Annotated in this window: 22 protein-coding genes, 1 tRNA gene and 1 pseudogene; 5 read left to right on the plus strand and 19 right to left on the minus strand. The window is 47.8% G+C overall.

Annotation, left to right across the window (positions count from 1 at the left end; all coding sequences use genetic code 11):
• Positions 1 to 86: 86 nt before the first annotated feature.
• Positions 87 to 839, minus strand: a complete 753-nt coding sequence (locus ACO0K1_RS14435; RefSeq protein ID WP_423026907.1) for a phytanoyl-CoA dioxygenase family protein — start codon at positions 837 to 839, stop codon at positions 87 to 89.
• A 398-nt stretch (positions 840 to 1237) separates the two neighbouring features.
• Here ACO0K1_RS14435 and ACO0K1_RS14440 point away from each other — a divergent pair, with 398 nt between their 5' ends.
• The 5 genes from ACO0K1_RS14440 (at position 1238) to ACO0K1_RS14460 (ending at position 6608) form a co-directional block, all read left to right on the plus strand.
• Entirely contained in the window at positions 1238 to 2293 is a 1056-nt protein-coding gene (locus tag ACO0K1_RS14440) for a 3-deoxy-7-phosphoheptulonate synthase (RefSeq protein ID WP_423026909.1), read from the plus strand.
• Between the two features lie 267 nt (positions 2294 to 2560).
• Positions 2561 to 2965 carry a GntR family transcriptional regulator gene (locus ACO0K1_RS14445; protein ID WP_423026911.1) on the plus strand — a complete coding sequence of 135 codons (405 nt, stop codon included), beginning with the start codon at positions 2561 to 2563 and terminating at the stop codon, positions 2963 to 2965.
• Positions 2958 to 3806, plus strand: coding sequence for an ABC transporter ATP-binding protein (locus ACO0K1_RS14450; protein WP_423026913.1), 849 nt, complete (start codon positions 2958 to 2960; stop codon positions 3804 to 3806). The genes ACO0K1_RS14445 and ACO0K1_RS14450 overlap by 8 nt, the downstream gene beginning before the upstream one ends.
• Entirely contained in the window at positions 3803 to 5161 is a 1359-nt protein-coding gene (locus ACO0K1_RS14455; RefSeq protein WP_423026915.1) for a hypothetical protein, read from the plus strand. The genes ACO0K1_RS14450 and ACO0K1_RS14455 overlap by 4 nt, the downstream gene beginning before the upstream one ends.
• 49 nt (positions 5162 to 5210) lie before the next feature.
• Positions 5211 to 6608 (plus strand): hypothetical protein, encoded by a 1398-nt coding sequence (locus tag ACO0K1_RS14460; protein ID WP_423026917.1) that lies wholly within the window; start codon positions 5211 to 5213, stop codon positions 6606 to 6608.
• A gap of 72 nt (positions 6609 to 6680) precedes the next feature.
• Here the strand turns inward: ACO0K1_RS14460 and ACO0K1_RS14465 are convergent, their stop codons facing one another.
• The 18 genes and pseudogenes from ACO0K1_RS14465 to tuf all read right to left on the minus strand — a co-directional run.
• Positions 6681 to 8048 carry a formimidoylglutamate deiminase gene (locus tag ACO0K1_RS14465; RefSeq protein ID WP_423026919.1) on the minus strand — a complete coding sequence of 456 codons (1368 nt, stop codon included), beginning with the start codon at positions 8046 to 8048 and terminating at the stop codon, positions 6681 to 6683.
• A complete protein-coding gene (hutG, locus tag ACO0K1_RS14470) occupies positions 8045 to 8860 on the minus strand; it encodes an N-formylglutamate deformylase (protein WP_423026921.1) in 816 nt (271 codons plus the stop codon). The genes ACO0K1_RS14465 and hutG overlap by 4 nt, the downstream gene beginning before the upstream one ends.
• 74 nt (positions 8861 to 8934) lie before the next feature.
• Entirely contained in the window at positions 8935 to 9708 is a 774-nt protein-coding gene (locus tag ACO0K1_RS14475) for an IclR family transcriptional regulator (protein ID WP_423026923.1), read from the minus strand.
• Positions 9709 to 9894: 186 nt separating this feature from the next.
• Positions 9895 to 10338, minus strand: a complete 444-nt coding sequence (locus ACO0K1_RS14480; protein WP_423026925.1) for a hypothetical protein — start codon at positions 10336 to 10338, stop codon at positions 9895 to 9897.
• 91 nt (positions 10339 to 10429) lie between these two features.
• Positions 10430 to 11074, minus strand: coding sequence for an alanyl-tRNA editing protein (locus tag ACO0K1_RS14485; protein ID WP_423026927.1), 645 nt, complete (start codon positions 11072 to 11074; stop codon positions 10430 to 10432).
• Positions 11075 to 11133: 59 nt separating this feature from the next.
• Positions 11134 to 11814, minus strand: coding sequence for an SPOR domain-containing protein (locus ACO0K1_RS14490; protein WP_423026929.1), 681 nt, complete (start codon positions 11812 to 11814; stop codon positions 11134 to 11136).
• An 18-nt stretch (positions 11815 to 11832) separates the two neighbouring features.
• On the minus strand, positions 11833 to 12603 hold the full coding sequence (locus tag ACO0K1_RS14495) for a type III pantothenate kinase (protein ID WP_423026931.1): 771 nt from the start codon (positions 12601 to 12603) through the stop codon (positions 11833 to 11835).
• Positions 12604 to 12617: 14 nt separating this feature from the next.
• Positions 12618 to 13424, minus strand: coding sequence for a biotin--[acetyl-CoA-carboxylase] ligase (locus ACO0K1_RS14500; RefSeq protein WP_423026933.1), 807 nt, complete (start codon positions 13422 to 13424; stop codon positions 12618 to 12620).
• A gap of 559 nt (positions 13425 to 13983) precedes the next feature.
• Complete coding sequence (gene rpoC, locus ACO0K1_RS14505; RefSeq protein WP_423026935.1) at positions 13984 to 18213, minus strand: DNA-directed RNA polymerase subunit beta'; 4230 nt, start codon at positions 18211 to 18213, stop codon at positions 13984 to 13986.
• Between the two features lie 300 nt (positions 18214 to 18513).
• Complete coding sequence (rpoB, locus tag ACO0K1_RS14510; RefSeq protein WP_423026937.1) at positions 18514 to 22620, minus strand: DNA-directed RNA polymerase subunit beta; 4107 nt, start codon at positions 22618 to 22620, stop codon at positions 18514 to 18516.
• Between the two features lie 214 nt (positions 22621 to 22834).
• Entirely contained in the window at positions 22835 to 23209 is a 375-nt protein-coding gene (gene rplL / locus ACO0K1_RS14515; RefSeq protein ID WP_422990939.1) for a 50S ribosomal protein L7/L12, read from the minus strand.
• 51 nt (positions 23210 to 23260) lie between these two features.
• Positions 23261 to 23797, minus strand: a complete 537-nt coding sequence (gene rplJ, locus ACO0K1_RS14520) for a 50S ribosomal protein L10 (protein ID WP_423026939.1) — start codon at positions 23795 to 23797, stop codon at positions 23261 to 23263.
• A 287-nt stretch (positions 23798 to 24084) separates the two neighbouring features.
• Complete coding sequence (rplA, locus tag ACO0K1_RS14525; protein WP_186913847.1) at positions 24085 to 24777, minus strand: 50S ribosomal protein L1; 693 nt, start codon at positions 24775 to 24777, stop codon at positions 24085 to 24087.
• The gene (gene rplK / locus ACO0K1_RS14530; RefSeq protein WP_186913846.1) at positions 24777 to 25208 is read right to left on the minus strand and encodes a 50S ribosomal protein L11; all 432 of its coding nucleotides are present in this window, start codon (positions 25206 to 25208) and stop codon (positions 24777 to 24779) included. Before rplK ends, rplA begins: the two co-directional genes overlap by 1 nt.
• 146 nt (positions 25209 to 25354) lie before the next feature.
• Positions 25355 to 25948: a transcription termination/antitermination protein NusG gene (gene nusG, locus ACO0K1_RS14535; protein WP_423026941.1), complete on the minus strand. Its 594-nt coding sequence runs from the start codon at positions 25946 to 25948 to the stop codon at positions 25355 to 25357.
• Positions 25948 to 26331 carry a preprotein translocase subunit SecE gene (gene secE / locus ACO0K1_RS14540; protein WP_423026943.1) on the minus strand — a complete coding sequence of 128 codons (384 nt, stop codon included), beginning with the start codon at positions 26329 to 26331 and terminating at the stop codon, positions 25948 to 25950. The genes nusG and secE overlap by 1 nt, the downstream gene beginning before the upstream one ends.
• 36 nt (positions 26332 to 26367) lie before the next feature.
• Positions 26368 to 26443: transfer RNA gene (locus ACO0K1_RS14545), tRNA-Trp, on the minus strand.
• A 69-nt stretch (positions 26444 to 26512) separates the two neighbouring features.
• A pseudogene (gene tuf, locus ACO0K1_RS14550) lies at positions 26513 to 26694 on the minus strand (elongation factor Tu); the annotation flags it as partial.

Genomic DNA, 26694 nt, shown 5'->3' on the forward strand with positions numbered 1-26694 from the left:
AGTGAGATTGAGTGTGAATTCTATGCAAACGCCACCGCAAGCAATTCAGGTCAGGCATTGCAGGCACTCACTATACCTGTTTTTGCTTAAAGCGTTTGTTCCGGCAAACTGGCCGATCTGGAGCCTGGCAGCGGCAGATTATCGGCGGCACGATAGGTAAACACCATAGAAAACTTGGTCGCCGCCGTCTGGTTTTTACCTGCAGCATGAAACAAATTACTATGGAACAATAAAACGTCGCCCTGATTCAAAGCGACCGGTACCGCCTGCGCTAACAATGCTTGATTTTGAGGCAGATCCGTCCGCAAAAATTGGGCGGGGTCTAGCTGCTCAGCCTCAATGTGAACCTGATGTGAACCAGGAATCACTAACAGGCAGCCATTTTCTACCGTCTCATCACGCAGCGCCAACCATGACGACACCAATTCAGCTCGCTGAAAATTCCAATAGCGACTATCGCGATGCCAGCCAGTGGCGGTGGAATATTGTGGTTGCTTGGTCATGATGCAATTGTGATGTACTTGTGACATCAGCGCACCGTCGCCTAACAATTGGTGCAAAGGCACGGACAAAGTTTCTCCGGTTGCCCAATGCGCCAGTAGCGGATCACGCGCATACGCCTGCAACAACCGCCGGGCAGTGTGACCGCCCTCAGCCTGGCGCGACACCGGTGCTCCCGGGTAACGTGTATCAGCTTCATATTCTATCGGCAACACATGGTCTGCCAATTGTTGTTCGGCATAAGCAATGACTTGCTCGCAAAATGCGGGGGGGGCAGCCTGGCCTAAGACCAAAAAACCCTGCGTCTGAAATTCTTGTAATTGAGCGGTACTCAGCATGACTTCTGCCATTTCATATAAGCACAAAACGCTATTGTGCCACGTGCAATAGAAGGCAATAGGTAACAGATCAAATTCTATCCATACTATTGATGCATAACAGTAGCGCATTGCAATACTGCATACCGATCACACAACTGGTATTTTTGCAGCGCATCAAAAATGCGGCATAATAGGTATTGAAACCGATTCCGTGCTCAATTTACGTTAGATTTGCGCTTTAATTCGCCCGCGTTGCCACTTGCTACCACAAGTTCGCTTCTCTATTAGCCTGACCCTCAAACTGGATCAGACGGCGGTTGCCCAACTTGCCTCCGCCGCTACCCTGCCTGCGCGTTGCACCGTTGATTTCATGCGTAACCCGGAATACCCCGAATTCTATTTTTACCTAAAACATCATGACACAAACCATTTTAGAAAATATCAATGTCAGTTCGTTTGACAACATGCCCACCCCGGAAGAATTACACGCCCGCTTACCGCTCAGCGATCTGGCAGGTGATGTCGTCGAACAAAGCCGCGAGGCACTGCGCAACATCCTTGAACGTAAAGATAATCGCCTGTTTGTCGTCGTTGGTCCATGTTCAATTCATGACCCGGTAGCCGGTCTGGACTACGCCCGTCGTCTGAAAGCCTTACAAGAAGAAGTCAAAGATGTGATGCTGTTAGTGATGCGTGTGTATTTTGAAAAACCACGCACCACGACTGGCTGGAAAGGCTATATCAACGACCCTGACATGGATGACTCTTTCCGCGTTGATCAGGGTATGGAAAAAGCCCGCAAATTTTTGCTTGATGTCTGCGAACTAGGTTTGCCAACCGGCACTGAAGCACTGGATCCGATTTCACCACAATATCTCGGTGATCTGATTGCCTGGACAGCGATCGGTGCGCGCACCACGGAATCACAAACACACCGCGAAATGTCGTCGGGCTTATCGACGCCAGTCGGTTTTAAAAACGGTACTGACGGCGATATCAGCATTGCGATTAATGCGATTTTATCCGCGTCGCATCCACATTCGTTCCTCGGTCTGAATGGTCAGGGGCGTGTCTCTATCGTCCGCACCAGCGGCAATCAATATGGCCATGTGGTATTACGCGGCGGCGGTGATCGGCCTAACTACGATACGGTCTCGGTTGCAATGGCACAGCAAGCGTTGATCAAAGCCAAACTGCCACCAAACATCGTAGTCGATTGCTCACACGCAAATAGCTATAAAAAGCCAGAATTACAACCCCTGGTGATGGCTGATGTCATCAATCAAATTGCTAACGGCAACGATAATATCGTCGGCGTGATGATTGAATCCAATATCGTTGCTGGCAATCAATCGATTCCAGCAGATCTGAGCCAACTCAAATACGGCTGCTCAGTCACAGACGCTTGCGTCGATTGGGCAACGACTGAAAATATGTTGCGTGAAGCGGCTGGCAGATTGCGCAATAACTAAATTTTCAATATCCAATTATCATCCCCTAATATTGATGCGCCTCGTGGCTGCTTTTTGACCTGAGAGGCGCATGGATGTTAGGGGATTATTTTTTTCTCTTTCCTGCCAGCGACGCACACGCGCTTTTGCTGATATACCAAGACTTTTTCATTATCAAATCTAAGAGGCAATAATTTTTAAGCCTGCTGTAGAGCGGATTAATGAGATTTGAATTTCTCACAGCCGCTTCTTGCAATGTGTATTATTGTAGTGATACACTTGTACACCATGTTATACGATATACAAACATCCTCCCCAATTCCCATCTACCGACAGATCGTCGAGCAGGTGCAGCGTCTGATCGCCAGCGGCCAGTTGCTGCCAAATGACGACTTGCCTTCGGTAAGGGCAGTAGCGTTGCATTTTGCGATTAACCCGATGACTGTCAGCAAGGCCTACAGCATGCTCGAAACTGCCGGCAGCATCGTCCGCAAGCGTGGCGTGGGGATGGCCGTCGCTTATCAGCAAAATGTGTCCAGCAACGAAGACAAGCTGGAACTATTACGTCCGTCTTTAGAAGCCGCTGCCCAGGTTGCCGCTCAACTGGGAATTCCGGTAGCAGAAGCACAAGCTTTATTCCTGGCTTGTCTGCAAGATACCAAGCAAAAAGAGAAAGGTGAATCACATGAATGATCTGGAAATTATTGTTCAAGCGAAAAATTTGAGTCTTTATCACCCACGCGGGGCGGCTTTTGAAAACATCGATCTGGCAATCCCAACGGGCGCGGTAGTTGGATTAGTGGGTCGTAATGGTGCAGGTAAAAGCAGCTTGCTACAAGCCTTGGTTGGTTTGCGTGAACCGAATAGTGGCAGTTCGTCACTGTTTGGTTGTTCATCCCTGGATCTCAACGACGATGTGCGTGAACGTCTTGGTTACGTCGCACAAACGCCAGATGTATTTGAATGGATGACCGCCTACGAACATTTACGTGAAATCGGCAAAGCCTATGCGCGCTGGGATGAAGACCGCTGCATGCGACTCGCCTGTCGGATGAACTTACCGCTGACGACACAAGTAGGCAAATTATCTGGTGGTGACCAACAAAAACTGTCGTTTGTATTGGCACTCGCGCATGACCCGGATTTGCTCATTCTTGACGAGCCCGTCTCCAACCTCGATCCGATCAGCCGCCGTGAATTTATGTTGGCGATGTTTGGCGATCTGGCGAATGAACAACAAGCGGAACGTGAGCGCACTGTAATTATTTCCAGCCATTTGCTCAATGATCTGGAACGCGTCGTCAGCCATGTTGCCTTTATGCGCGACGGGCATCTGCAAGCCTTTGATAGCTGGGACGCGATGTTGGAATTTTATCGTCTGGTGCCAGCGAGTGACGACATTAATCCTTCGGTGATCATCAGCAAGAACGAAAAAGAAGCAAGCTGCATCGTCGACATCCGCCTTCAACCTGAATTGGCAGAACGCGGCAAGGCATTGACGCTTGATGAACTGTTTTTGGAGTTGAATGCATGAAAGGCATCGCCAGAGAGAATCTCATCGCCACTGTACTGAATTTTTTCCTGTCCACTGGAATCTTTTTGGCAGTGCTGTTAATCATGATTATTCGGGTTATTCAGCAAAGGACAATGGATACGGATCTTGGCATGATCTTCACTGGGTTGTTCTGTTTTGTGCTGACGATTCGCATCTTAATCGCAATAGCGCATCTGGCATCAGTTTCACGCGTTCTGCAACACCAAATCACGCCGAAAAATCTTTGGCAAGCAAGTCTGAAAAGTGAATGTCAGACTTTGCTCAGAGATTACCTTGTTGCGGCAAGCACACTGATTGTCCACTTTCTGATCGCCGCTCCGACTTCCTTGATTTTTTCATTGATGCTGATGTCTTTGAGCTGTGTACTGAGTGTGATGTTCGGATTGGCAAATAATGGCTTCTTGAATTTGAAATGGCAACGCATCATACTTTTTCTGTACGGCTTAGCGATCATAACGCTGTTAGCATCTCGCACGACAACAATAGTATTCAATAGCTTGCATCAAATTTCAACCGTATTACTTTTAGTTATTGCGGCCTTGATGCCCGCTATGCTGATATGGCAAATTAAGCGTCCGGTTGATCGATTACTTGTGAACGTCAGCACCACCGAGACAAGCACACCAGGCTTACTCGAACGAATTCGTCGTGAAATCAAACGCTATACGCTAATTCAAACGAAGATGAATCAAGGCGCAACGAATTTTGTATTCAATAACTTTCTGTTCAATCCCTTCCTGTCTGTCTACGTTCCAGTTTTATTATCAAAACCGCTTCACGTGAGTCTTAGTGGTGAAACGGGTGTTAGCGGCTCAAGATTATTCCTGATGTTCGCATTGACGGTCATGATGTCAAACCAGCTAATGGTGCGCGATGTGCATTGGCGTTATCTCCTTAGACCAGGTGGTTTAGAGCGTAAAAACCTTGCTAGTAATATTCTATTTTCCACACTAAGAGTGCAATGCACGGCGTATTTATTGTTAGTCTGCTTAGCTCTGACGATAGGCTTCCTGATCGCACCGCAATGGACCTACGAAGCACTTCTTGATGTACCACGTTATTGGCGAATTCCATTTGAATGGGTTGCCATGTTCACTCTCGCTATATCTCCCTCATTGATGAAAAAGTGGTTCAGAATAGCTTTTCTAATTATGCTAAGTGCAGTTTTTATCTACTGGCTCATCCACCTACCAACATTTTCGAATAAACAAGAGTGGGTACTATTTCCTGCAAATTATATCTATATCGCTGGTCTGATGTTATTTAGCTTTTGCACAATGCGCATCAATAACCGCCAATGGACTGCCCGTTTGTTATTTGAGAAATTAAAATAATTGTTGAAGCCAAAGACATTAGCAATTCAATATTTTATAGGCAAAAAATATGAAAACCTCCTTCGTTCCGGCGTATCAATTAAGTGCAGACTCGATACGTCTGCGCCCTGATAACACAGCGAGCAATTTTGTTTTGTACGCATTTTTTACCGTCGTCATAGCGATCGTCGTATTGACAGGATTATTCAGTGCTCAAAACACAACATATACAGATGATATGTATCAGCTATCACAGTACATCAGTTTTACAATTGCGCTGATATTAGCGATGCGGGTCCGAACGCAAATAGCATATCTCTCGCAAATTGCTAGGGTATTAAGAAGCAAGCAAATCCCACAACGTATCTGGCAAGAATGTGTACAAGGGATTTTATTTGAACTACTCCGACACACGACGATTGCAAGCTGCATTTTAGGAACGGCATTTCTGTTTCCTTACTCGCCATGGTCGTTCGCTATGCCCGCTGTACTTATTGCCATTGTAAATAGTCTGGTTCTAGTAATAGCTTTGATGCATTACGGCTTCTTTCTAACTAAGATGAGTACATGGATTAACAGCGCTATTTTGATTTTCATCATTCTCATTTCGTCCGATGGACATGTTCGGAGCTTCGTTGAGCAATTAAATCTGCTTTCAACAAACGTACTTATTGGTTTAGCCTTGATATGGCCAATCTTATTAATTTTTTTACAAAAACAATTAAACAGACGCATTCCTGTTTGCAAGGAAGTCATAATTATCAAACTATGGAAAAGTTTACAAAAACACTTAAAGAGATATTCAGCAATAAAGAATGTAGTAGGTACACAGTATAAAAAAGGAACCATAGTTTCACTGAGTAGTATGATGTCTGGCCTCTTGTTATTTGGGCTGTTTTTACCAAATATTTTCAATGAAGTGTCCGCTCAAGATAAGACTCCTTTCCATATTTTTTTACTTTTCATCTACAGCTTGGTGCTCACAAACTTCTTAATTGTTAAAGATATTCAATGGCGTTATTTTCTCATCCCTGGAAAAGTCCAACAGCGAAAACTTGCTAATAACATCTTATTTTCCTCAATCGAAATCCATTCTTTGGTTCTAGTCATTGGTGTGTTGATAAATCAGGGTATTGCCATCATCTATAATAAAAATAATTTCTTCATTTTCGTACACGATTTACCAACTTATTGGCTGTTACCGTTTGAATGGATATTCGTCAATACAATTGCAATTTTTTTTGCGAGTTTTAACAAGCCAGGTATGCCAGCAAAAACAAAACTTTTTTTATACATCTTGATAGGCGGGGGGTTAATATATTTGACAATCCGTTTTCTGAATACACCACTATTTCATGTCGGCCCATTCTATGCAGGATGCTTACTCGCTCTCAGCTACCTGCTGATGCGTATCAATAATCGCCGCTGGAATAGTGAGCTACTGCTCATGCGAATCAACTTAGCATAGGATTTGATGAAGTACAGTGAGCAACAAAAAAACGAGGCATAAGGTGCCTCGTTTTTTTAACTTTAGTTAAATCTACAGCGCCCGCAAACGCCGCATACATTCAACATAAGCCTGCTGAATCTCGGTCTGTGCAATATGGCGACCTTCTTGCACGATGCGCTTACCAGCGACGTACACATCGCGCACCAGATTATCGTTACCTGCAAAGATCCACGTATTGAGGACTGCGCTACTTGCCAGCCCGGCCAGATTGGGATGTTGGTCATCGAGAATCAGCATATCGGCGCGATAGCCGCTGGCGAGTTGTCCGACCTGACGGCCACTGGCTTGTGCCCCGCCTTGTAATGCGTGCTGCCACAAGAAATCGCCAACCTGACGTTGCGTAGCAGCGCTGGCGATATTGCGGCCTTGCAAGCGCAAACGCTGACCGTATTCGAGCCAGCGCAATTCTTCCACCGGACTTTGCGAGACGTGGCTGTCACTGCCAATACCGAAACGCCCACCAGCGGCGATGTAATCTGGCAGGTCAAAAAATCCATCACCCAGATTGCCTTCTGTGGTGGTGCAAATGCCGGCGACGGCGGCACTGGCGGCGATGCCTCGCACTTCTGCTTTAGTCAAATGCGTCGCATGCACCAGACACCAGCGCTGATCAACTAGACCCGTTTCCAATAATAATTCCACCGGGCGCTTGCCAGTCGCGGCAAGGCAGGCATCGACTTCTTTGGTTTGTTCCGCGATATGGATATGCAAAGGCCGTTGTGCTGGCAGCGCTGCATGGACTTCGCGGATTTGCCCTATGCTGGCCGCGCGTAGCGAATGCGGGGCGACGCCGACTTCAATTTGAGCACTGCGCTCTGCGTCCAAATTTTCTACCAATCGCAAAATATCATCGACAGAAGTCTTGAAACGACGTTGATCATCGCGCAAAGCTTGCGCATTAAAATCGGCATAGCTGTACAACACCGGCAACATGGTGATGCCAATGCCAGTTTGGGTGGCGGCAGCAATCACACGCTGCGCCATTTCTGCCGGACGTGCATACCAACTACCATCGATTGCTCTGTGCAAATAATGGAATTCGCACACCGAGGTATAACCCTGGCGCAGACATTCCATATACAGCTGCGCCGCAATCGCTTGTATTTGTTCTGGGGTGATGTGCAATGCATAGCGATACATCAGATCGCGCCAGGTCCAGAAACTATCTTTGGATTCGCCCGCCATTTCGGTCATGCCAGCCATAGCACGTTGAAATGCATGTGAATGCAAATTAGTCATTCCCGGCACAACAAATTCGGCTTGTGTTTCTCCAGTGCGCACTTGGGCGGCGACTTCAATCTCAGTTAAAGCACCAGCGGCATCCCAATGCAGGCGTACATTTTTTGTCCATCCCTGCGGCAGGTAAGCATTTACTGCAAATAGGCTTTGCTGGCTCATTTGGACACTCCTTGCTGTGCCCAATTCAGACAAGTTTGCAACGCTTGTTTAAGCACCGGTTGCACCCGCTGGGCAAGGTCAGGGCGATACGCAAACGGAGCGGTTTCATTCATGTACACGCATTGGCTCATTTCCAATTGCACCGCATGAATGTTGCGCTGTGGCTGACCATAATGACGCGTGATATAGCCACCTTTAAAACGGCCATTAAAAATATGCGTGTAAGCCTGATTTTCAATCGATTGTGCCAACGTCTGTTGCAGCGCTTCTTGCAAACCACTGGCGCAGGATTTTTGATCTGCGGTACCGAAGTTCAGGTCTGGCAATGTGCCGTCAAAAAAGCGCGGCACCACCGATGCAATCGAGTGCGCGTCCCATAAAACGACGTGTCCGTGGATGCTTAAGAGTCGCTCTAATTCTGCATTTAATTGTTGATGATACGGTTGCCAGTAAGTCGCAATACGGCGCTCCACTTCGGCTTGATCCGGTAGATTCTCAACCGCGTAGAGTGGATTTTTGTCGAAAGTATCTACGGGACATAAGCCTGTCGTATCTTGTCCTGGATACAGATTTGCGTTGTCGGGCGCGCGATTGAGGTCTATCACATAACGTGAATATTCGGCAATGATGGTCGATGCGCCAAGCTCATCAACCATGTTATAGAGCAAGGGCAAATGCCAGTCCGTATCGGCTTTCAATTCTGAAATCGGCAACATTTGTGCGGCAACTTCTGGCGCGATGGTCGTGCCTACATGCGGCATGGAAATCAGTAGCGGCACGCTGCCGGCTTTAAAATGGAAAGAAGGATGCATAGCGAGTTCTCCGTTTTGGTCTTTTAGTTTTTACGATTGCAGGTTTTTTTATTGTAGGTTTTTTATTATAGGTTTTACTCTTGAAGCACGCGGCTGATGCCATGCGCGGCCGTCACCGTCATGTGGATTAGATCATTGTGGCGGCTCGCCGCACGCGCCGCTGGTGCCATTAAGGACAAGGTGGCGATCACTTGATGTTTGCCAGAAAAAATAGGGGCACTGACACCCCAGACGCCATCATCAATTTCGTTTTCGCTGGTAGCGTAGCCTTGCTGACGTATCAGTTGCAAGCTACGTTCTAGCGTAGACCTATCGTGTTGTTCTTGCTGAGGTGCATTGGTGCCAATCTCTACGAAATGTTGATCGAGGTGTTGCTGACGAGTTTGATCAGGCAAAAAAGCGAGAAGTGCTTTGGCTGATGCACCCCGCACAGTAGAATTGGTACGCCCTTTTGCAAATGAACAGCGCAATGCTTGCTGGCTTTCTTGCATATCCAGACAGATCACTTGGCCATCCAGATAACAAAGCAGGCCAACGCTTTCACCGGAACGTTCAACCAGTTGCTCAATATCCGCGCGTGCTGCTTGCATGAGCCATGAGTGCTGATCAAAACCATGTGCTAATTGCACCGCTAACGGCCCTGGCTCATACAAACCACTACGCGCATGCTCTTGCACCCAGCCCCATTTTTTTAATGCCGCCAGATGGCGGTAAATGGTACTCAGCGGCAATCCCGTTTGCGCCACCAAATCACGTGCAGACATCGGCTGCCCTTGTCGGGCAACACATGCCAACACATGCAACACGCGCTCACTGGTTGCTACCGTTGCGGCTGAACTCAGACTCATAAAAACCAATACCAACAAATGAATTTAGTCTGTCCATGCTAGCACTTCATGGGAAAAGCTCAAGCCTTAATTCTCATTGTATGGGAATTAATGAAAATTTAATGAGAACCTGATGCAAACTTAAGGAGATCATGTGGCGAGATTCCCCTGCTACCGCAAGTGAGCGAAGGAACTCAAAAAAACGGTCTAGCACACCGTGGTTTCCATCATGCCAACTTGCCCCCAGCCTTTCCCTGGCCAGTACTTAACGCGAAAATGCGCCGTTGTTCCACAACTTAAGAAACTGTTTCCCTTAGAAATGGGTCCCCGGGTGGCATTAAATTCAAAGATATTTCCTTGCTGTTCAAATTGATTGACGCGCAAAAATCCGCTCGGTAGGGTGTATTTTTCTGGTTCTGGAAGTTCACTGAGCGGTATCGCTTTACCCAATTCTTTCAAGGCATTTTGTGCAGGTAAAGGCAGGTTTTCATTGTAGGTGATCATCAAATCCTTGTTATACCCAACAGTGCGCAGAGCCACTCTGGCCGCATTGCGCCATGCAGCGACGTTCATATTGGTATAAGTTTCTGCGTTGGTCTTGGACGAGCATAGAACACTCGCCATGATCATAATAAAAACCAATTTTTTCATATTTCAATGGTCTCAAAAATGCAGGTCAGATAGGGTGCATGCAACCTACAAAATATTCTTAAGCGCGATCACCGCGCAGGTAGCATCCGAGTTACTCGCCCTGCAGATAAATTTCTACACGCTCTTTACCTTTGGCTTTATTTTCGCGTTTCAAACGGAGAGGGCCAATCTCTCCTGTGCTGCGCACATGTGTGCCGCCACAGGGGACGCGTGAGAAACCTTCGATTTCCCAATAACGACGCTCGTTTTCTTCGTCGTCATAGCCGATATGGATGGGAACATTGTCGGCAATAATTTGATTGGCCTTTTGCGTGATCTCTGGCAGCAATGGTGCGATGCTTTGCGGCCACGCAAAATCAATTCTTGCCTTGTTTTGAGCGATATGTGCGCCGACTTTATCGACGCCGTTCAAAGCTTTATAAAACAACTCCAACACTAGTTCGGCGGCGAAATGCAGACGCATTAAGCGATAACGCCGCACCCAATCAACCTCGATGAGCACTTGCTGACCGACGTAGAAGCCGTGATCATCTGGCAAAGTGTAAATGATGCCGCGTTCTTGTTTGCGGGCAGCGATGACTGGCAAGCCACCTATTGTGCCGTGGTCACTTTCTTGTCCGCCGGAAAATGCGAAGAAAATCGTTGCATCCAATTGAATCTCTGCGCCATTAATATCAGCAACGCGTGCCATTAATTGCGTGCAATAAGGATCAGACCAGAAGCATTTTTTTGTCATGGCATAGATTGCATAGATTGGCGGGTTGCTCCCACTCTACATCGGGGCTGGCTTTTGGTCTAATTTTTACCGTAGGCCGCATTTTGGCAATTGCGCACCTCTTGCGCGGGAAATTCTGCTTTCAGCGCGTCGAATTTGGCTTTCTCATCAATATTTAATGCCCGTAATTGATACGAAAATTTATTCGTCGTCACCGTGCGCGGCATGATTTTCGCGGTATGAACGCCTTTGGCAATTAAGGCATTCAGATGCTGTTTGGCGCCTTCTTCGGTTTTAAACACACCCAATGATATGCCCCAACGCAAAGGGCCTTGGTCTTGAATCACAAAGAAGTCGGTGACGTTAATACGCTTTAATTCGCTCACTTTTCTATCCGCACCTTCTTTGCTTCCTTGTGAAGGGATATACACCATATGCGTGGCGGAATCACTGACGTTCAAGCGTGACTGCCGGTCACCCAGAGCAAGGTCTTTTAGCTTTGCTTCAAATTTAGGCACCTCAGTCTGTAAAAAATTGCCGATTTCCAGGCAAGCGGTAATTTCATCCTTTTTTTCTGGAGGTGGTGCAACGGGTGCGAGCGCCACACTGGCAGGAACTTGCCGCAGTTGATTCACGTGATGCTGCTGCTTGAGTTTTTCCGGCTCGCGGGTTTCCAAAGGCCAGTTTCCTAACAAGCCAAAATTAAACGCCAGAACGACGGCATTAACAACCAACAGAAACCAGAAAAAAAATCGCAACATGATAGTAATTGGATGAAATCAGCTTGGGTTCGATTGTGCCACGACAAAGAGTCCCGTCAAGACCAGATTAGCGATATGTTCACATTGAAATGACAGATGTGGCAAAAGATACGGTGCGGCACCACCAGAAATGAGACAAATGACCGTTTCTGCTTGTTTTTTTTGCAGCAGATGGTATGCCAGCGTAATAGCGCCTGCCTGGGCATGAATACAACCGCTCACAATCGCTTGATCAGTATTGTCGGCAAATGGTTGATCAACTTGGATGCTTTCAGCGACCTGCGGCAATTGTGCGGTATTACGGGCGAGTGATTCTGCCATCAGCTTAAGCCCCGGTAATATCATGCCACCAGAAAATTCTGCCCGGGCGCTTACCGCATCGACCGTCGTCGCGGTGCCACAAGTGGCAACGATGACGTGTTGAGATGGATAGAGATACGTCGCTGCAATCGCCGACGCAAAGCGATCGCAGCCAAGTTGTTGCGGGTTTGCATAGCTGTTTCTCACGCCAGCACACGCCTTCTGTGAGGCGAACCACTCCGGCTGTAATCCGGGAAATGCTTGTGCTAATAAAGTGGTTAAGCGCGCTTTAACTTCTGTCCCGGCAACGTTCGATATCAAGATTTTAGAGATAGGGTGCTGCTGCCAGGCGGACACCAATTGATCGGTCTGATCATGCGCTACGGAAGTGATGATGCGCCATTGCGGCTTGGACGGCGCCGGCGGCTGTTGACTATCCGGAATACCCCATTTTATGCGGGTATTTCCCGCGTCTATCAGTAATAGCATTTGACTTTTCTCGTTTATTCAACAGGTCGTAAGGATACGTCACCTGCCACAATAGCTACTTGCCCGCTGATCGTCTGCAACACCAGACGCCCTGCCACATCGACACCCAGTGCGACGCCTGTTTGTATCGTTTGCCCTTGATCGATGATGCTGACTTCCTGATTTGCATACGCATGGAGCTTATTCCAGCGTTCTGAAAAGGCGGTGAACCCTTCACGTTCGAATTGATCGAATGCCCTCGCCAACGCATTCAGCAAGGTGGCGGTCAAGGCATTTCTATCCATACGCGCTAACCACGGCGCTTCGGCGATGGGGCGCCCGATTGAGGCTTCGAACGAATCCGATACCAGTAAGTTTAAACCTATACCGGTAACGATCCAGGTGCCACCGTCTTTTTTTGTAGCACTCTCGATCAAAATTCCGGCGAGTTTTTTGCCGTCCCGCAGAATGTCGTTCGGCCATTTTAATTGCACCGGCAAATCCAGACTATGCAAGACCTCAGCCAATGCAACGCCGACTGCTAACGGCAAGCCCATTAATTCATGCGCCGACTTCGCCATTGGCCAGGCGATGGAGAACATTAACATACTCCCCGCCTCAGAACTCCAGCGACGACCAGCACGTCCACGGCCTGCCGTCTGGTGTACGGCAAGGCGGCATACAGGTCTTTGCAGAGCCGTCAGACGTGCCATCAGATCGCTATTAGTCGAGCCAGTTTCTGGTACGACTTCGATATCCAGCAACATGCCAAACGCATCGCGCAATGCAGTTATTTTGTTGGCATCGAGTACTACATTGGGGTGACTTATTTGTTCGGACATGTGGGATAAGAATTAAATTGCGCAACGGTGCCATGATACCTTTATGGGGTCTTTGTGTCGTCACTCTTCTTTGCGTGGCAATCGTTTCTCGCAGCCTGGTTGTCGCGCAGGACGGGCGTAATCCGCCCGATTGAGTATCTGTATTCACGGCAATGTCGCTGTTGATTTTCACTGCTTTAGACAAAGCAATGAGTGCTTCATGGAAAACGGATCAGAAAATGTCGTTGTCTGAGCGCAGCGAGTTTCGACAGTTTCCCGTTTCACGTGACGCGCTAATTGTGCCGACACGCAGTGACGGCACCCGCAGTGTAAAGTCTTAGCGTCCCCTTCAGCGTCGCCTTCTTTGGCTTACCTTTCTTGGCGAAGCAAGAAAGGTAAGTGGCTGCCGAGCCACATCAGGCTTTGTTCTACAAAGAGCGATCAATTTATATTAAAAATGAAGCAACAATGGCGCAAAAAGTAAGACATCAGGATAGTCTTGGATAACAGTATCGACAGACATAAAAAAAAGCACCACAGAATGAACTGCGGTGCCTTTTTCAGATTACTTCGGAGGAGCTTAAGCTTCGCCTTCAGTCACATCAGAGGCTGCAACTTCAGGGGCTGGAGAGAAAATCGCTTTTTCTGCATCCAACATCGCTTGACGCTCATCCGCTTCCCAAGTTTCTTTCAACTTGCGAGCGCGGTGGAATGCCAGACCTGTACCTGCTGGGATCAGACGACCAACGATGACGTTTTCTTTCAAGCCACGCAGACCATCTTTTTTGCCCATAATCGCTGCTTCGGTCAGAACACGTGTGGTTTCCTGGAAAGAAGCCGCAGAGATGAACGAGTCAGTCGACAAGGACGCTTTGGTAATACCCAACAAGATATTTTCGTAAGTTGCAGGGATACCGCCAGCAGCAGTCACGCGATCGTTTTCACCTAACAGGTCAGAACGTTCAACTTGTTCACCAACGATGTAATTTGCATCGCCTGGATTAACCACAACAACGCGACGCAACATCTGACGTACGATCACTTCAATGTGCTTGTCATTAATCTTAACGCCTTGCAAACGGTACACGTCTTGAACTTCGTCAACGATGTAACGTGCCAGCGCTTCGATACCCAACAAACGCAGGATGTCTTGTGGATCGGCTGGGCCGTCAACAATCATCTCACCCTTGTTCACCACCTGGCCGTCATGCACCAGAACTTGTTTGTCTTTGGTGATCAGGAACTCGTGTTTCTCGCCGTCCATGTCGGTGATTTCCAGACGTTGCTTACCTTTGGTTTCTTTACCAAACGCGACCGTACCAGTTACCTCAGCCAACATACCTGCATCTTTTGGTGAACGTGCTTCGAACAATTCAGCAACGCGTGGGAGACCACCGGTAATATCACGTGTTTTTTGTGATTCAGTCGGGATACGCGCCAATACTTCACCAACGTGAACTTGCTGACCGTCTTTTACGGTAATCAGCGCGCCCACCTGGAAGCCGATCGTTACTGCGTGTTCGGTACCAGAAATCTTGACTTCTTCACCTTGTTCGTTCAACAGCTTCACCTGTGGACGCAGTGTTTTACCTGCTGCGCTACCACGACGTTTCGCATCGATCGCTACCAGTGTCGACAAGCCGGTGACTTCATCAACCTGCTTCGCAACGGTCACGCCTTCTTCGACGTTTTCGAATTTCACAGTACCGGTGTATTCAGTAATGATCGGACGTGTCAAAGGATCCCATGTTGCCAATGCTGTACCAGCTTTGATCACCATGCCATCTTTAACGATCAATGTTGCACCGTAAGGTACTTTATGACGTTCGCGCTCACGACCGTGGTCGTCAGTGATCAGGACTTCACCGGAACGGGAAATCACGATCTGATCTCCTTTACCGTTGGTCACATAACGCATTGTCGCTGTGAAACGGATCGTACCGTTGGATTTTGCTTCAACCGAAGAAGCCACTGCTGCACGAGATGCTGCACCACCGATGTGGAACGTACGCATTGTCAACTGTGTACCTGGTTCACCGATGGACTGCGCAGCGATAACACCCACTGCTTCACCAGCATTGACCATCGAGCCGCGACCCAGATCACGACCGTAGCACATAGCGCACAGACCGTAACGTGTGTCACATGTCAGTGGTGTACGGACTTTCACTTCATCGATGCCCAGACGTTCGATTTCTTCTACAGAAGTTTCATCGAGCAAGGTACCTGCTTCGTACAATGTTTCTTGTGTTTCTGGATTAACGATATCGTTTGCTGCAACGCGACCCAGGATCAATTCACGCAAAGGCACGTTAACTTCACCGCCCTCAACGATCGCTTTCATGGAGGAGCCGTTTGCTGTTCCGCAATCGTCTTCTACCACAACCAGATCTTGTGTAACGTCAACCAGACGACGTGTCAGGTAACCTGAGTTCGCTGTTTTCAACGCCGTATCTGCCAGACCTTTACGCGCACCGTGAGTGGAAATAAAGTACTGCAAAACGTTCAGACCCTCGCGGAAGTTCGCGGTAATCGGTGTTTCGATAATCGAACCATCCGGTTTCGCCATCAGACCACGCATACCTGCCAACTGACGAATCTGTGCTGCAGAACCACGCGCACCGGAGTCAGCCATCATGTAAATCGCATTGAATGATTCTTGTGTGCCGACAGTACCGTCACGACGAGTCACTGGCTCTACTTTGAGCTGTTCCATCATGGCTTTACCGACTTCATCACCAGTTTTGCCCCAGATATCGACCACTTTATTGTAACGTTCACCCGCAGTCACCAGACCGGACGCGTATTGCTGTTCGATCTGCTTCACTTCGTGTTCTGCTGTTGCCAACAGAGTGACTTTTTGTGGTGGTACTAACATGTCATCGATACAGATGGAGATACCAGCGCGTGTCGCCAGGCGGAAACCCATTTGCATCAATTGATCGGCAAAGACGACCGTTGCGCGCAGACCGCACTTACGGAAGGAGGTATCGATCAGTTTAGAAATTTCTTTTTTCTTCAACGCACGGTTCAGTACGGTGAATGGCAAGCCTTTTGGCAGAATTTCTGACAAGATCGCGCGACCAACGGTGGTTTCGTAACGTTTGATCGTTTTAACGAATTCACCAGTGACTGGATCTTTTGGATATTCTGTAATACGCACTGTCACGCGCGTTGCCAGTTCCACTTCTTTGTTGTCCCAGGCACGCAACGCTTCAGATACGTCAGGGAACATCATGCCCTCGCCCTTGCCGTTGATGGCTTCGCGAGAACCGTGATACAGACCCAAAACGATATCTTGTGAAGGCACGATAGACGGTTCGCCGTTGGACGGGAACAGAATATTGTTGGATGCCAGCATCAATGTGCGTGCTTCCATCTGTGCTTCGATAGACAAAGGAACGTGAACCGCCATCTGATCACCGTCGAAGTCGGCATTGAACGCCGCACAAACGAGTGGGTGCAACTGGATCGCTTTACCTTCAATCAATACTGGCTCAAACGCTTGAATACCCAAACGGTGCAATGTAGGTGCACGGTTCAACATGATTGGATGTTCGCGAATGACTTCTTCCAGAATATCCCAAACGACAGGTTCTTGGATTTCAACCAGTTTTTTCGCTGCTTTGATCGTTGTTGCCAGACCCATCAATTCCAGTTTATTGAAAATAAATGGTTTGAACAGTTCTAATGCCATCAATTTTGGCAGACCGCACTGATGCAATTTCAGTTGTGGACCCACCACGATAACGGAACGACCGGAGTAATCAACACGTTTACCCAACAAGTTCTGACGGAAACGACCGCCTTTACCTTTGATCATCTCAGCCAGAGATTTCAATGGACGCTTGTTCGCGCCTGTCATGGCTTTGCCGCGACGACCGTTATCGAGCAAGGAGTCAACCGCTTCTTGCAACATACGCTTTTCGTTGCGTGTGATGATTTCTGGTGCGCGCAATTCCATCAGGCGCTTCAGACGGTTGTTACGGTTAATCACGCGGCGATACAAATCGTTCAGATCGGATGTCGCAAAACGACCACCATCCAGCGGTACCAATGGACGCAACTCTGGCGGCAACACTGGCAATACTTCCATGATCATCCAGTCTGGCTTGATGCCAGAACGTTGGAACGCTTCCAACACTTTTAAGCGCTTCGCGTATTTTTTGATCTTGGCTTCAGATTTGGATTCTTTGAGTTCTGTACGCAATGTTTCTGCATCACGATCGATGTCGATAGAGCGCAGCAATTCACGGATACCTTCTGCACCCATGAACGCAGTGAATTCATCGCCATGTTCTTCGTATTTTGCAGCGTAGTCATCTTCAGACATGATCTGGCATTTTTTCAGCGGCGTCATACCCGGGTCGGTCACAACGTATGCTTCAAAGTACAGAACGCGTTCGATATCGCGCAATGTCATGTCGAGCACCATACCCAAACGGGATGGCAGGGATTTCAGGAACCAGATGTGTGCGGTTGGGGATGCCAGTTCAATGTGGCCCATGCGTTCACGACGCACTTTAGCCAATGTCACTTCAACGCCGCATTTTTCGCAAATCACACCACGGTGTTTCAAACGCTTGTATTTACCACACAAGCATTCGTAATCTTTGATTGGGCCAAAAATTTTGGCGCAAAACAGGCCATCGCGCTCAGGTTTGAACGTACGGTAGTTGATGGTTTCCGGCTTTTTAACTTCGCCATAGGACCAGGAACGGATTTTATCCGGTGACGCCAGACCAATTTTGATCGCGTCAAATTGTTCGTTTGGTTGGACTTGCTTGAAAAGATCGAGCAGGGCTTTCATGTATATCACTCCAGTAAAGCGCTTGAAAACGCTTGGTGGCTGAATGGTGCTGCAACAGAAGGTCTTTCGCCTTACCCTGTTCGCATAAACGGGAGAGCCGGGTCTTACGACGCTGGTTCCGCTCATACCGGGAACGAAAATCCGCTTCCAAACTGCTGGCTAGCTGAATGACCAACGCCCGAAGCGAATTCGGGCGATGGTTTTAGTACTAAATTCTCACTACTATCTAAATACTATCTACTTCTTCAGAACACCTGCCGCATCCCTGTAAAAGGCGCGGCAAGCTTCTGTTTTTACTAATTAATTGCGTTCGAGGTCGATGTCGATACCCAAGGAACGAATCTCTTTGACCAACACGTTGAACGATTCTGGCATGCCAGCGTCGATCACGTGATCGCCCTTAACGAGATTTTCGTACACTTTAGTACGTCCATTGACGTCATCGGACTTGACTGTCAACATCTCTTGCAAGACATAAGACGCGCCGTATGCTTCCAGTGCCCAAACTTCCATCTCACCGAAACGCTGACCACCGAACTGTGCTTTACCGCCCAATGGTTGTTGAGTAACCAGAGAGTAAGGACCAGTCGAACGGGCATGCATTTTATCATCAACCAGATGATGCAGCTTGAGAACGTGCATGTAACCCAGAGTTACCTTACGTTCAAACGCTTCACCAGTACGGCCGTCAAACAGTGTTACCTGATTTTTCGACGGTGTCATACCCAGTTGTTGCGCGATATGGTCAGGGAACGCCAGATCCAGCATGCGACGGATTTCACTTTCGTGCGCACCGTCAAACACTGGCGTAGCAAACGGAACACCGTTTTTCAGGTTGTTCGTCAATTCCAGGATCTCAGCATCAGAGAAGCCGTCGATGTCTTCCTTTTTACCAGATTCGTTATAAATCTTTTTCAGGAATTCACGCAGTTCTTCTACTTTTGCTTTTGCTTTCAGCATTTCGCCGATACGTAAGCCCAAACCTTTAGCAGCCCAACCCAGATGGACTTCCAGAACCTGACCAACGTTCATCCGTGATGGAACACCCAATGGGTTCAACACGATGTCCGCTGGAGTACCGTCAGCCATGTATGGCATGTCTTCGATAGGAACGATGCGAGAAACCACACCCTTATTACCGTGACGACCCGCCATCTTGTCACCTGGTTGCAAGCGACGTTTAACAGCCAGGTACACCTTGACCATTTTTTGTACGCCTGGTGGCAACTCATCGCCTTGTGTCAACTTGGTGCGTTTTTCTTCGAACGCTAAATCAAACTGATGACGTTTCTCAGCGATAGAATCTTTCATCGCAACCAATGCATTCGCTGCGTCGTCTGATGCCAGACGAATGTCGAACCAGTGGTATTTGTCGATGCTCGCCAGATACTCTTTCGTGATCTTGCTGCCTTTTGCCAGTTTAGCTGGACCGCCATCAGCGATCTTGCCATCTAACATACGTTCCAGACGCTCAAATGCATCGCCTTCAACAATACGCAACTGATCGTTCAGATCGAGGCGATAGCGCTTCAATTCATCATCGATAATTTGTTGTGCACGTTTGTCGCGTTGGATGCCTTCGCGTGTGAACACTTGAACGTCAATGACGGTACCAACCATGCCTGAAGGCACGCGCAGGGAGGTGTCTTTTACGTCAGATGCTTTTTCACCGAAAATTGCGCGCAACAGTTTTTCTTCTGGTGTCAGCTGAGTTTCACCTTTTGGTGTCACTTTACCGACCAGTGTGTCGCCAGCGGTCACTTCTGCACCGATGTAGACGATACCGGATTCATCCAGACGTGCTAATTGGTTTTCAGCCAGGTTAGAGATATCACGTGTGATTTCTTCCGCGCCCAACTTTGTGTCACGAGCAACAACCGACAACTCTTCGATATGAATCGATGTGTAGCGATCATCAGCAACGACTTTTTCGGAGATCAGGATCGAATCTTCGAAGTTATAGCCGTTCCATGGCATAAACGCGACCAGCATGTTTTGGCCCAGCGCCAATTCACCCATGTCTGTTGACGCGCCGTCAGCCAATACGTCACCTTTAGCAACCACGTCGCCGACTTTAACGATAGGACGTTGGTTGATGTTGGTATTCTGGTTGGAACGTGTGTACTTGATCAAATTGTAGATATCGACACCAACTTCACCAGCTTGCGCTTCAGCGTCGTTGACACGAATAACAATACGACCTGCATCGATGTAATCGACTTTACCGCCACGCAATGCTTGTACCGTTGTACCGGAGTCAACTGCGACGGTACGTTCGATACCAGTACCGACGAATGCTTTTTCTGGACGCAAGCAAGGAACAGCCTGACGTTGCATGTTGGCACCCATCAATGCACGGTTCGCATCATCGTGTTCCAGGAACGGAATCAAGGATGCCGCAACAGAAACCACCTGACCAGTTGCCACGTCCATGTACTGTACGCGCTCTGGAGAAACCAGAATTGTTTCACCAGCCTGACGGGAAGAAACCAATTCATCCGTCAATGTACCAGCGCCGTCGATCGTTGCATTCGCCTGAGCGATGATGTAACGACCTTCTTCGATAGCAGACAGGTAATCGATCTGGTTAGTGATCTTGCTGTCGACAACTTTACGGTATGGTGTTTCCAGGAAACCGTACTCGTTCAAACGAGCGTACAACGCCAGCGAGTTGATCAAACCAATGTTTGGTCCCTCTGGAGTTTCAATCGGGCAAACGCGACCGTAGTGAGTTGGGTGAACGTCACGTACTTCAAAGCCAGCACGCTCACGTGTCAAACCACCAGGTCCCAGTGCGGAAATACGACGCTTATGCGTGATCTCGGACAATGGGTTTGTCTGATCCATAAACTGAGACAATTGTGAAGAACCGAAGAATTCACGAATTGCAGCAGAAATTGGTTTTGAGTTGATCAGATCGTGCGGCATCAGGTTATCGGCTTCAGCCTGACCCAGACGCTCTTTCACAGCACGTTCTACACGTACCAGACCAGCACGGAATTGATTCTCAGCCAGCTCACCAACGCAACGAACGCGACGGTTACCTAAGTGATCAATATCATCGACTTCGCCGCGACCATTGCGCAACTCAACCAAGATTTTAATCACGGCCAACACGTCTTCGTTCGACAATGTCATGGCACCAGTCAATTCATCGCGGCCAATACGGCGGTTGAATTTCATACGGCCCACGGCGGACAAGTCGTAACGTTCTTCGCTGTAGAACAAACCATTGAACAAAGCTTCAACGGAATCTTCTGTTGGCGGTTCGCCAGGACGCATCATGCGGTAGATCGCTACACGGGCAGCCATCTGGTCTGCTGTGTCATCTGCACGCAAAGTCTGGGAGATATAAGCACCCTGATCCAGATCATTGGTGTACAGCGTTTGGATATCTGTCACATTGGCTTCACGCAGACGGCCTAACAATTCTTCTGTCAGTTCATCATTGGCGTTCGCAATCACTTCGCCGGTATCAGCGTCGATGATGTTTTTAGCAATTACGCGACCTAACAGATAGTCTTCAGGCACGGAGATGTGCTTGATGCCACCCGCTTCGATTTCGCGTACGTGCTTCGCATTGATCCGCTTGTCTTTCGCAACGATCAGTTTGCCTGACTTGTCAGCGATATCGAAACGTGCAACTTCACCACGCAAGCGTTCAGCGACGAATTCCATTTCTGCGCCATCGTTGTGCAGATTAAAATTATCAAAGACGAAGAAGTTAGCCAGGATCTGTTCGTTGCTCATGCCGATAGCACGCAACAAAATTGTCACTGGCATCTTACGACGGCGATCGATACGGAAGAATAAGATATCTTTCGGATCGAATTCGAAATCCAGCCATGAACCACGGTAAGGAATGATACGTGCTGAGAACAGCAACTTACCGGAAGAATGCGTTTTACCGCGGTCATGTTCAAAGAACACACCCGGAGAACGATGCAACTGGGAAACAATCACACGCTCGGTACCGTTAACAACGAAAGAACCAGTGGTTGTCATCAAAGGCAATTCGCCCATGTAGACTTCTTGTTCTTTCATTTCTTTAACGACAGGCTTGGTCGGGGATTCTTTATCCAGGATCACCAGACGCACTTTCGCACGCAAAGGTGACGCATAGGTCAGACCACGCAGTTGACATTCCTTGACGTCAAATGCCGGATCGCCTAAAACGTAAGATAAGAATTCGAGACGAGCGAATCCATTGTGTGAAACGATAGGGAAAATCGAAGTGAAGGCCGACTGCAGACCCTCATTTTTTCGGTTTGCCGGTGTTCTGTCTTCTTGCAAAAAGCTTTGATACGACTCGATTTGAGTCGCCAGCAAGAACGGAACGTTGTGGACGTTGGCGCGCTTCGCAAAAGATTTACGAATACGCTTCTTCTCAGTAAATGAGTAGTGCATGGACACTCCGTGAGTGACAAGGAAGGATGGAGAATTCAGGATTCCTGTCACAAAATTAAATCAACCCTGCGACAAAAAACCTCAAGTCTCAGCCCTCGGTCTTAATAAACAGCAAAACAACCCTGAACGACAAAGAAGCCAAAGAGGAATCTTCTCTTTCGAGAGGATTCCTGCTTTTGACCCTGGCAAATCCGAAGATTTGCCATGTACAGCATTACTTGATTTCTGCTTTCGCGCCAGCTTCTTCCAATTTCTTTTTAGCTGCTTCAGCATCAGCTTTAGAAACTGCTTCTTTAACTGTTTTTGGTGCGCCATCAACTACGTCTTTAGCTTCTTTCAAGCCCAGACCAGTCAATTCACGAACTGCTTTAATTACGCCAACTTTGTTCGCGCCAACTTCAGCCAGAATTACGTTGAATTCTGTTTGTTCTTCAGCAGCAGCAGCACCAGCACCAGCAGCAGCTGGACCAGCGGACATTGCAGCAGCGGAAACGCCAAATTTTTCTTCGAAAGCTTTAACCAGGTCGTTCAGGTCCATTACGGACATCGCGCCTACGGCTTCCAGGATATCTTCTTTGCTAATTGCCATTTGAAACTCCAATTTATTAATTACATTGATTCGGTATTTGACAGAAAGTTCTTATTCTGCGGCGGCTTCAGTAGCTTCAGCTACTGGTGCTGCTGGAGAATCGGATTCTTTCTTTGCGGAAAGTGCTGCCAGAGCACGTGCGAATGCAGATACAGGAGCCTGCATCATACCCAACACTTGTGCCAACAGTACTTCACGCGCAGGAATGCTTGCCAATGCGACAACGCCAGCTTTATCCAGCGATTTGCCTGCATAGTTACCCGCTTTAACAACCAGTTTGTCATTGCCTTTTGCAAAGTCTTGAACGACTTTAGCAGCAGCAACAGCATCGTCCGAGATCGCATAGATCAACGGGCCGGTCATTTCAGAAGCGAGACTTGCAAATACAGTTCCCTCAACAGCGCGACGTGCGAGTGTGTTTTTCAACACGCGCATGTAGACGCCTTGAGCACGTGCAGAAGCACGTAATTGCGTCAAATGACCGACCTGGATGCCACGATATTCAGCCACGACGATAGTCTGAGCAGTTGCTACTTTTGCAGAGACTTCAGCGACGACGGCTTTTTTGTCATTCAGATTGAGACTCACGGTCAACCTCCATTAATGATACTCAGTCGGTGCATCGGAATGATGTACTTCCCTCATATCGTTTCGAACACGGCGTCCGAAGTTAGGAGTTTCACTGGCGAACCAGTATTCACTACAAAACTTGCTCGGGTACACCATCTGCGTTGGGCTCTGTCGATTACTCTCCAGATGTTTAACTTAAACCTTGATTTAAGCCCCACGGTCTTTGACACTCTGGATGTTTATTTCCAAACATCCAGCCCAAAGATGCGCCCTATGCTTTTCAGCACAGGGACTTAATTTTTTGCTTAGCCCAGATTTGCGTGATCAACACGTACGCCTGCACCCATCGTCGATGAGATAGAGACTTTACGCAGATACACACCTTTGCTGGATGCTGGTTTAGCTTTGTTCAATGCTTCGATCAGCGCAACCAGGTTTGATTTCAAATCACCATCAGCGAAAGATTTACGGCCGATAGTTGTATGAATAATACCTGCTTTGTCTGTACGATATTGAACTTGACCAGCTTTAGCATTTTTAACTGCTGTTGCTACGTCAGGAGTTACTGTACCAACTTTCGGGTTAGGCATCAGACCACGTGGACCCAAAACTTGACCCAATGTACCAACGATACGCATAGTGTCTGGAGAAGCGATCACAACGTCGAATGGCATATCGCCACCTTTGATGCGTTCAGCCAAATCTTCCATACCAACGATATCTGCACCAGCTGCTTTAGCTTCTTCAGCTTTTGCGCCTTGTGCGAATACGGCTACGCGTACAGTTTTACCTGTACCAGCTGGCAATACAACCGCGCCACGAACAACTTGATCAGATTTCTTAGGATCAACACCGAGTTGTACAGAAACGTCGATAGATTCGTTGAATTTTGCTGTAGCGCATTCTTTGATCAACGCGATAGCGTTATCAAATGGATACACTTTCAGACGATCAACCTTAGTTGCGAGCAACTTTGCTTTTTTAGATAACTTAGCCATTACAGACCCTCCACCGTGATGCCCATAGAGCGAGCTGAACCAGCGATTGTACGCACTGCTGCGTCCATATCAGCTGCTGTCAAATCAGCGCGTTTTACGGTCGCGATTTCTTCAGCTTGCGCACGAGTGATCTTACCAACTTTGTCAGTATGCGGCTTAGCAGAGCCTTTAGTGATACCAGCTGCTTTTTTGATCATGTATGTTGCCGGTGGCGTCTTCATCACGAATGTGAAAGACTTGTCAGCAAATGCGGTGATCACAACAGGAATCGGCATACCTGGTTCCATACCTTGGGTCTGTGCATTAAATGCTTTGCAGAATTCCATGATATTCAAACCACGTTGACCCAATGCTGGACCAATCGGTGGGGATGGATTTGCTTTACCAGCTGGCACTTGCAGCTTGATAAAACCAATAATTTTCTTTGCCATGTTTGGCTCCTTCATTAATTGAGTAGTAGCGCCCAACAACATCATTCCATGCTGCCAGGCTCCTCTGCCTGCTTACCGACCAGTTTTTAAAATTTCTTTTAACGTACCGATCAACGTTTTTTACTGCATTATTTATGACGAGACGCTCAGACTTTCTCCACCTGAGCGAATTCCAACTCCACTGGTGTAGCACGACCAAAGATCGTTACTGTCACACGTACTTTAGATTTTTCGTAATTCACTTCTTCAACGTTGCCATTGAAATCTGTGAATGGACCTTCTTTGATACGGACAACTTCACCAACTTCATACAATACTTTTGGTCTTGGTTTCTCAACACCATCTTGCATCTGCTGCAAAATCTTATCCACTTCGTGCTGAGGAATCGGTGATGGCTTATTCGATTTGCCACCGATAAAACCTGTCACTTTGCTCGTGTTTTTCACCAAGTGCCATGTGTCGTCAGTCATTTCCATTTCAACAAACACATAACTTGGGAACAAACGACGCTCGGTCACTGCTTTACGACCATTGCGAACTTCAATTACTTCTTCTGTTGGCACTAAAATGCGCCCAAACAGATCTTGCATTTCTGCACGCTCTATACGTTCCAATAAAGCACGGTGAACACTTTTCTCCATGCCCGAATACGCATGCACTGCGTACCATTTTTTAGCACTTTTAGGTACAGACACCTCTGGCGCTGTACCTTGTTCGTCTTCCTGAATGTTATCGCTCATTATTTTTTCCATCCGAGGATTACGTCATACAACAAGAACTCTAGAAACTTATCAGTTCCCCAGAGAAATATCGCCATAACCAAAACAAAGCCGAACACAACAGCTGTAATTTGACCAGCTTCTTTACGTGTAGGCCAAACCACCTTTTTGGTTTCGCGAACAGCTTCTTTTGCAAATTCTACAAAATTTCTGCCCATCTCAGAGACAGCAATCAATCCAGCAGCAATTGCCAAACCTACTACTAGCGCAGCAACCCGAACCCAGGTGGACTGACCAGCAAGAATATAAAAAGCAGCAATTCCCGAAACCAGCGCAGCAACTGCCAAGATGACCTTATATTTGTCATTGGAAGTACTTACAGTTTGTACGGAATGATTAGACATACTTAATTTACTTTCGGTGCCCTGCGGCCTTGATGGTGGCAGGGGCGGTAGGAATCGAACCTACAACCTTCGGTTTTGGAGACCGACGCTCTGCCAATTGAGCTACACCCCTACTGCTTGTTACCACTTGATCAATATAGCGACCTTGGCAAGTCGCTATATTGTTTTACCACTTAATTTATTACTCGATGATCTTAGCAACAACGCCCGCACCAACAGTACGACCGCCTTCACGGATAGCGAAGCGCAAGCCTTCTTCCATCGCGATCGGGTTGATCAGTTTTACTGTGATAGATACGTTATCACCTGGCATTACCATTTCTTTGTCTTTTGGCAACTCGATCGAACCAGTTACGTCCGTTG

It is taken from the genome of Undibacterium sp. SXout20W, assembly GCF_049340285.1.
GTDB lineage: Bacteria > Pseudomonadota > Gammaproteobacteria > Burkholderiales > Burkholderiaceae_D > Undibacterium.

What these genes read in the sequence shown, in the direction of transcription:
- ACO0K1_RS14435 (WP_423026907.1), bottom strand. Translation starts at nt 839, where the DNA reads ATGCTGAGTACCGCTCAATTACAAGAATTTCAGACGCAGGGTTTTTTG.
- ACO0K1_RS14440 (WP_423026909.1), top strand. Translation starts at nt 1,238, where the DNA reads ATGACACAAACCATTTTAGAAAATATCAATGTCAGTTCGTTTGACAAC.
- ACO0K1_RS14445 (WP_423026911.1), top strand. Translation starts at nt 2,561, where the DNA reads ATGTTATACGATATACAAACATCCTCCCCAATTCCCATCTACCGACAG.
- ACO0K1_RS14450 (WP_423026913.1), top strand. Translation starts at nt 2,958, where the DNA reads ATGAATGATCTGGAAATTATTGTTCAAGCGAAAAATTTGAGTCTTTAT.
- ACO0K1_RS14455 (WP_423026915.1), top strand. Translation starts at nt 3,803, where the DNA reads ATGAAAGGCATCGCCAGAGAGAATCTCATCGCCACTGTACTGAATTTT.
- ACO0K1_RS14460 (WP_423026917.1), top strand. Translation starts at nt 5,211, where the DNA reads ATGAAAACCTCCTTCGTTCCGGCGTATCAATTAAGTGCAGACTCGATA.
- ACO0K1_RS14465 (WP_423026919.1), bottom strand. Translation starts at nt 8,048, where the DNA reads ATGAGCCAGCAAAGCCTATTTGCAGTAAATGCTTACCTGCCGCAGGGA.
- hutG (WP_423026921.1), bottom strand. Translation starts at nt 8,860, where the DNA reads ATGCATCCTTCTTTCCATTTTAAAGCCGGCAGCGTGCCGCTACTGATT.
- ACO0K1_RS14475 (WP_423026923.1), bottom strand. Translation starts at nt 9,708, where the DNA reads ATGAGTCTGAGTTCAGCCGCAACGGTAGCAACCAGTGAGCGCGTGTTG.
- ACO0K1_RS14480 (WP_423026925.1), bottom strand. Translation starts at nt 10,338, where the DNA reads ATGAAAAAATTGGTTTTTATTATGATCATGGCGAGTGTTCTATGCTCG.
- ACO0K1_RS14485 (WP_423026927.1), bottom strand. Translation starts at nt 11,074, where the DNA reads ATGACAAAAAAATGCTTCTGGTCTGATCCTTATTGCACGCAATTAATG.
- ACO0K1_RS14490 (WP_423026929.1), bottom strand. Translation starts at nt 11,814, where the DNA reads ATGTTGCGATTTTTTTTCTGGTTTCTGTTGGTTGTTAATGCCGTCGTT.
- ACO0K1_RS14495 (WP_423026931.1), bottom strand. Translation starts at nt 12,603, where the DNA reads ATGCTATTACTGATAGACGCGGGAAATACCCGCATAAAATGGGGTATT.
- ACO0K1_RS14500 (WP_423026933.1), bottom strand. Translation starts at nt 13,424, where the DNA reads ATGTCCGAACAAATAAGTCACCCCAATGTAGTACTCGATGCCAACAAA.
- rpoC (WP_423026935.1), bottom strand. Translation starts at nt 18,213, where the DNA reads ATGAAAGCCCTGCTCGATCTTTTCAAGCAAGTCCAACCAAACGAACAA.
- rpoB (WP_423026937.1), bottom strand. Translation starts at nt 22,620, where the DNA reads ATGCACTACTCATTTACTGAGAAGAAGCGTATTCGTAAATCTTTTGCG.
- rplL (WP_422990939.1), bottom strand. Translation starts at nt 23,209, where the DNA reads ATGGCAATTAGCAAAGAAGATATCCTGGAAGCCGTAGGCGCGATGTCC.
- rplA (WP_186913847.1), bottom strand. Translation starts at nt 24,777, where the DNA reads ATGGCTAAGTTATCTAAAAAAGCAAAGTTGCTCGCAACTAAGGTTGAT.
- rplK (WP_186913846.1), bottom strand. Translation starts at nt 25,208, where the DNA reads ATGGCAAAGAAAATTATTGGTTTTATCAAGCTGCAAGTGCCAGCTGGT.
- nusG (WP_423026941.1), bottom strand. Translation starts at nt 25,948, where the DNA reads ATGAGCGATAACATTCAGGAAGACGAACAAGGTACAGCGCCAGAGGTG.
- secE (WP_423026943.1), bottom strand. Translation starts at nt 26,331, where the DNA reads ATGTCTAATCATTCCGTACAAACTGTAAGTACTTCCAATGACAAATAT.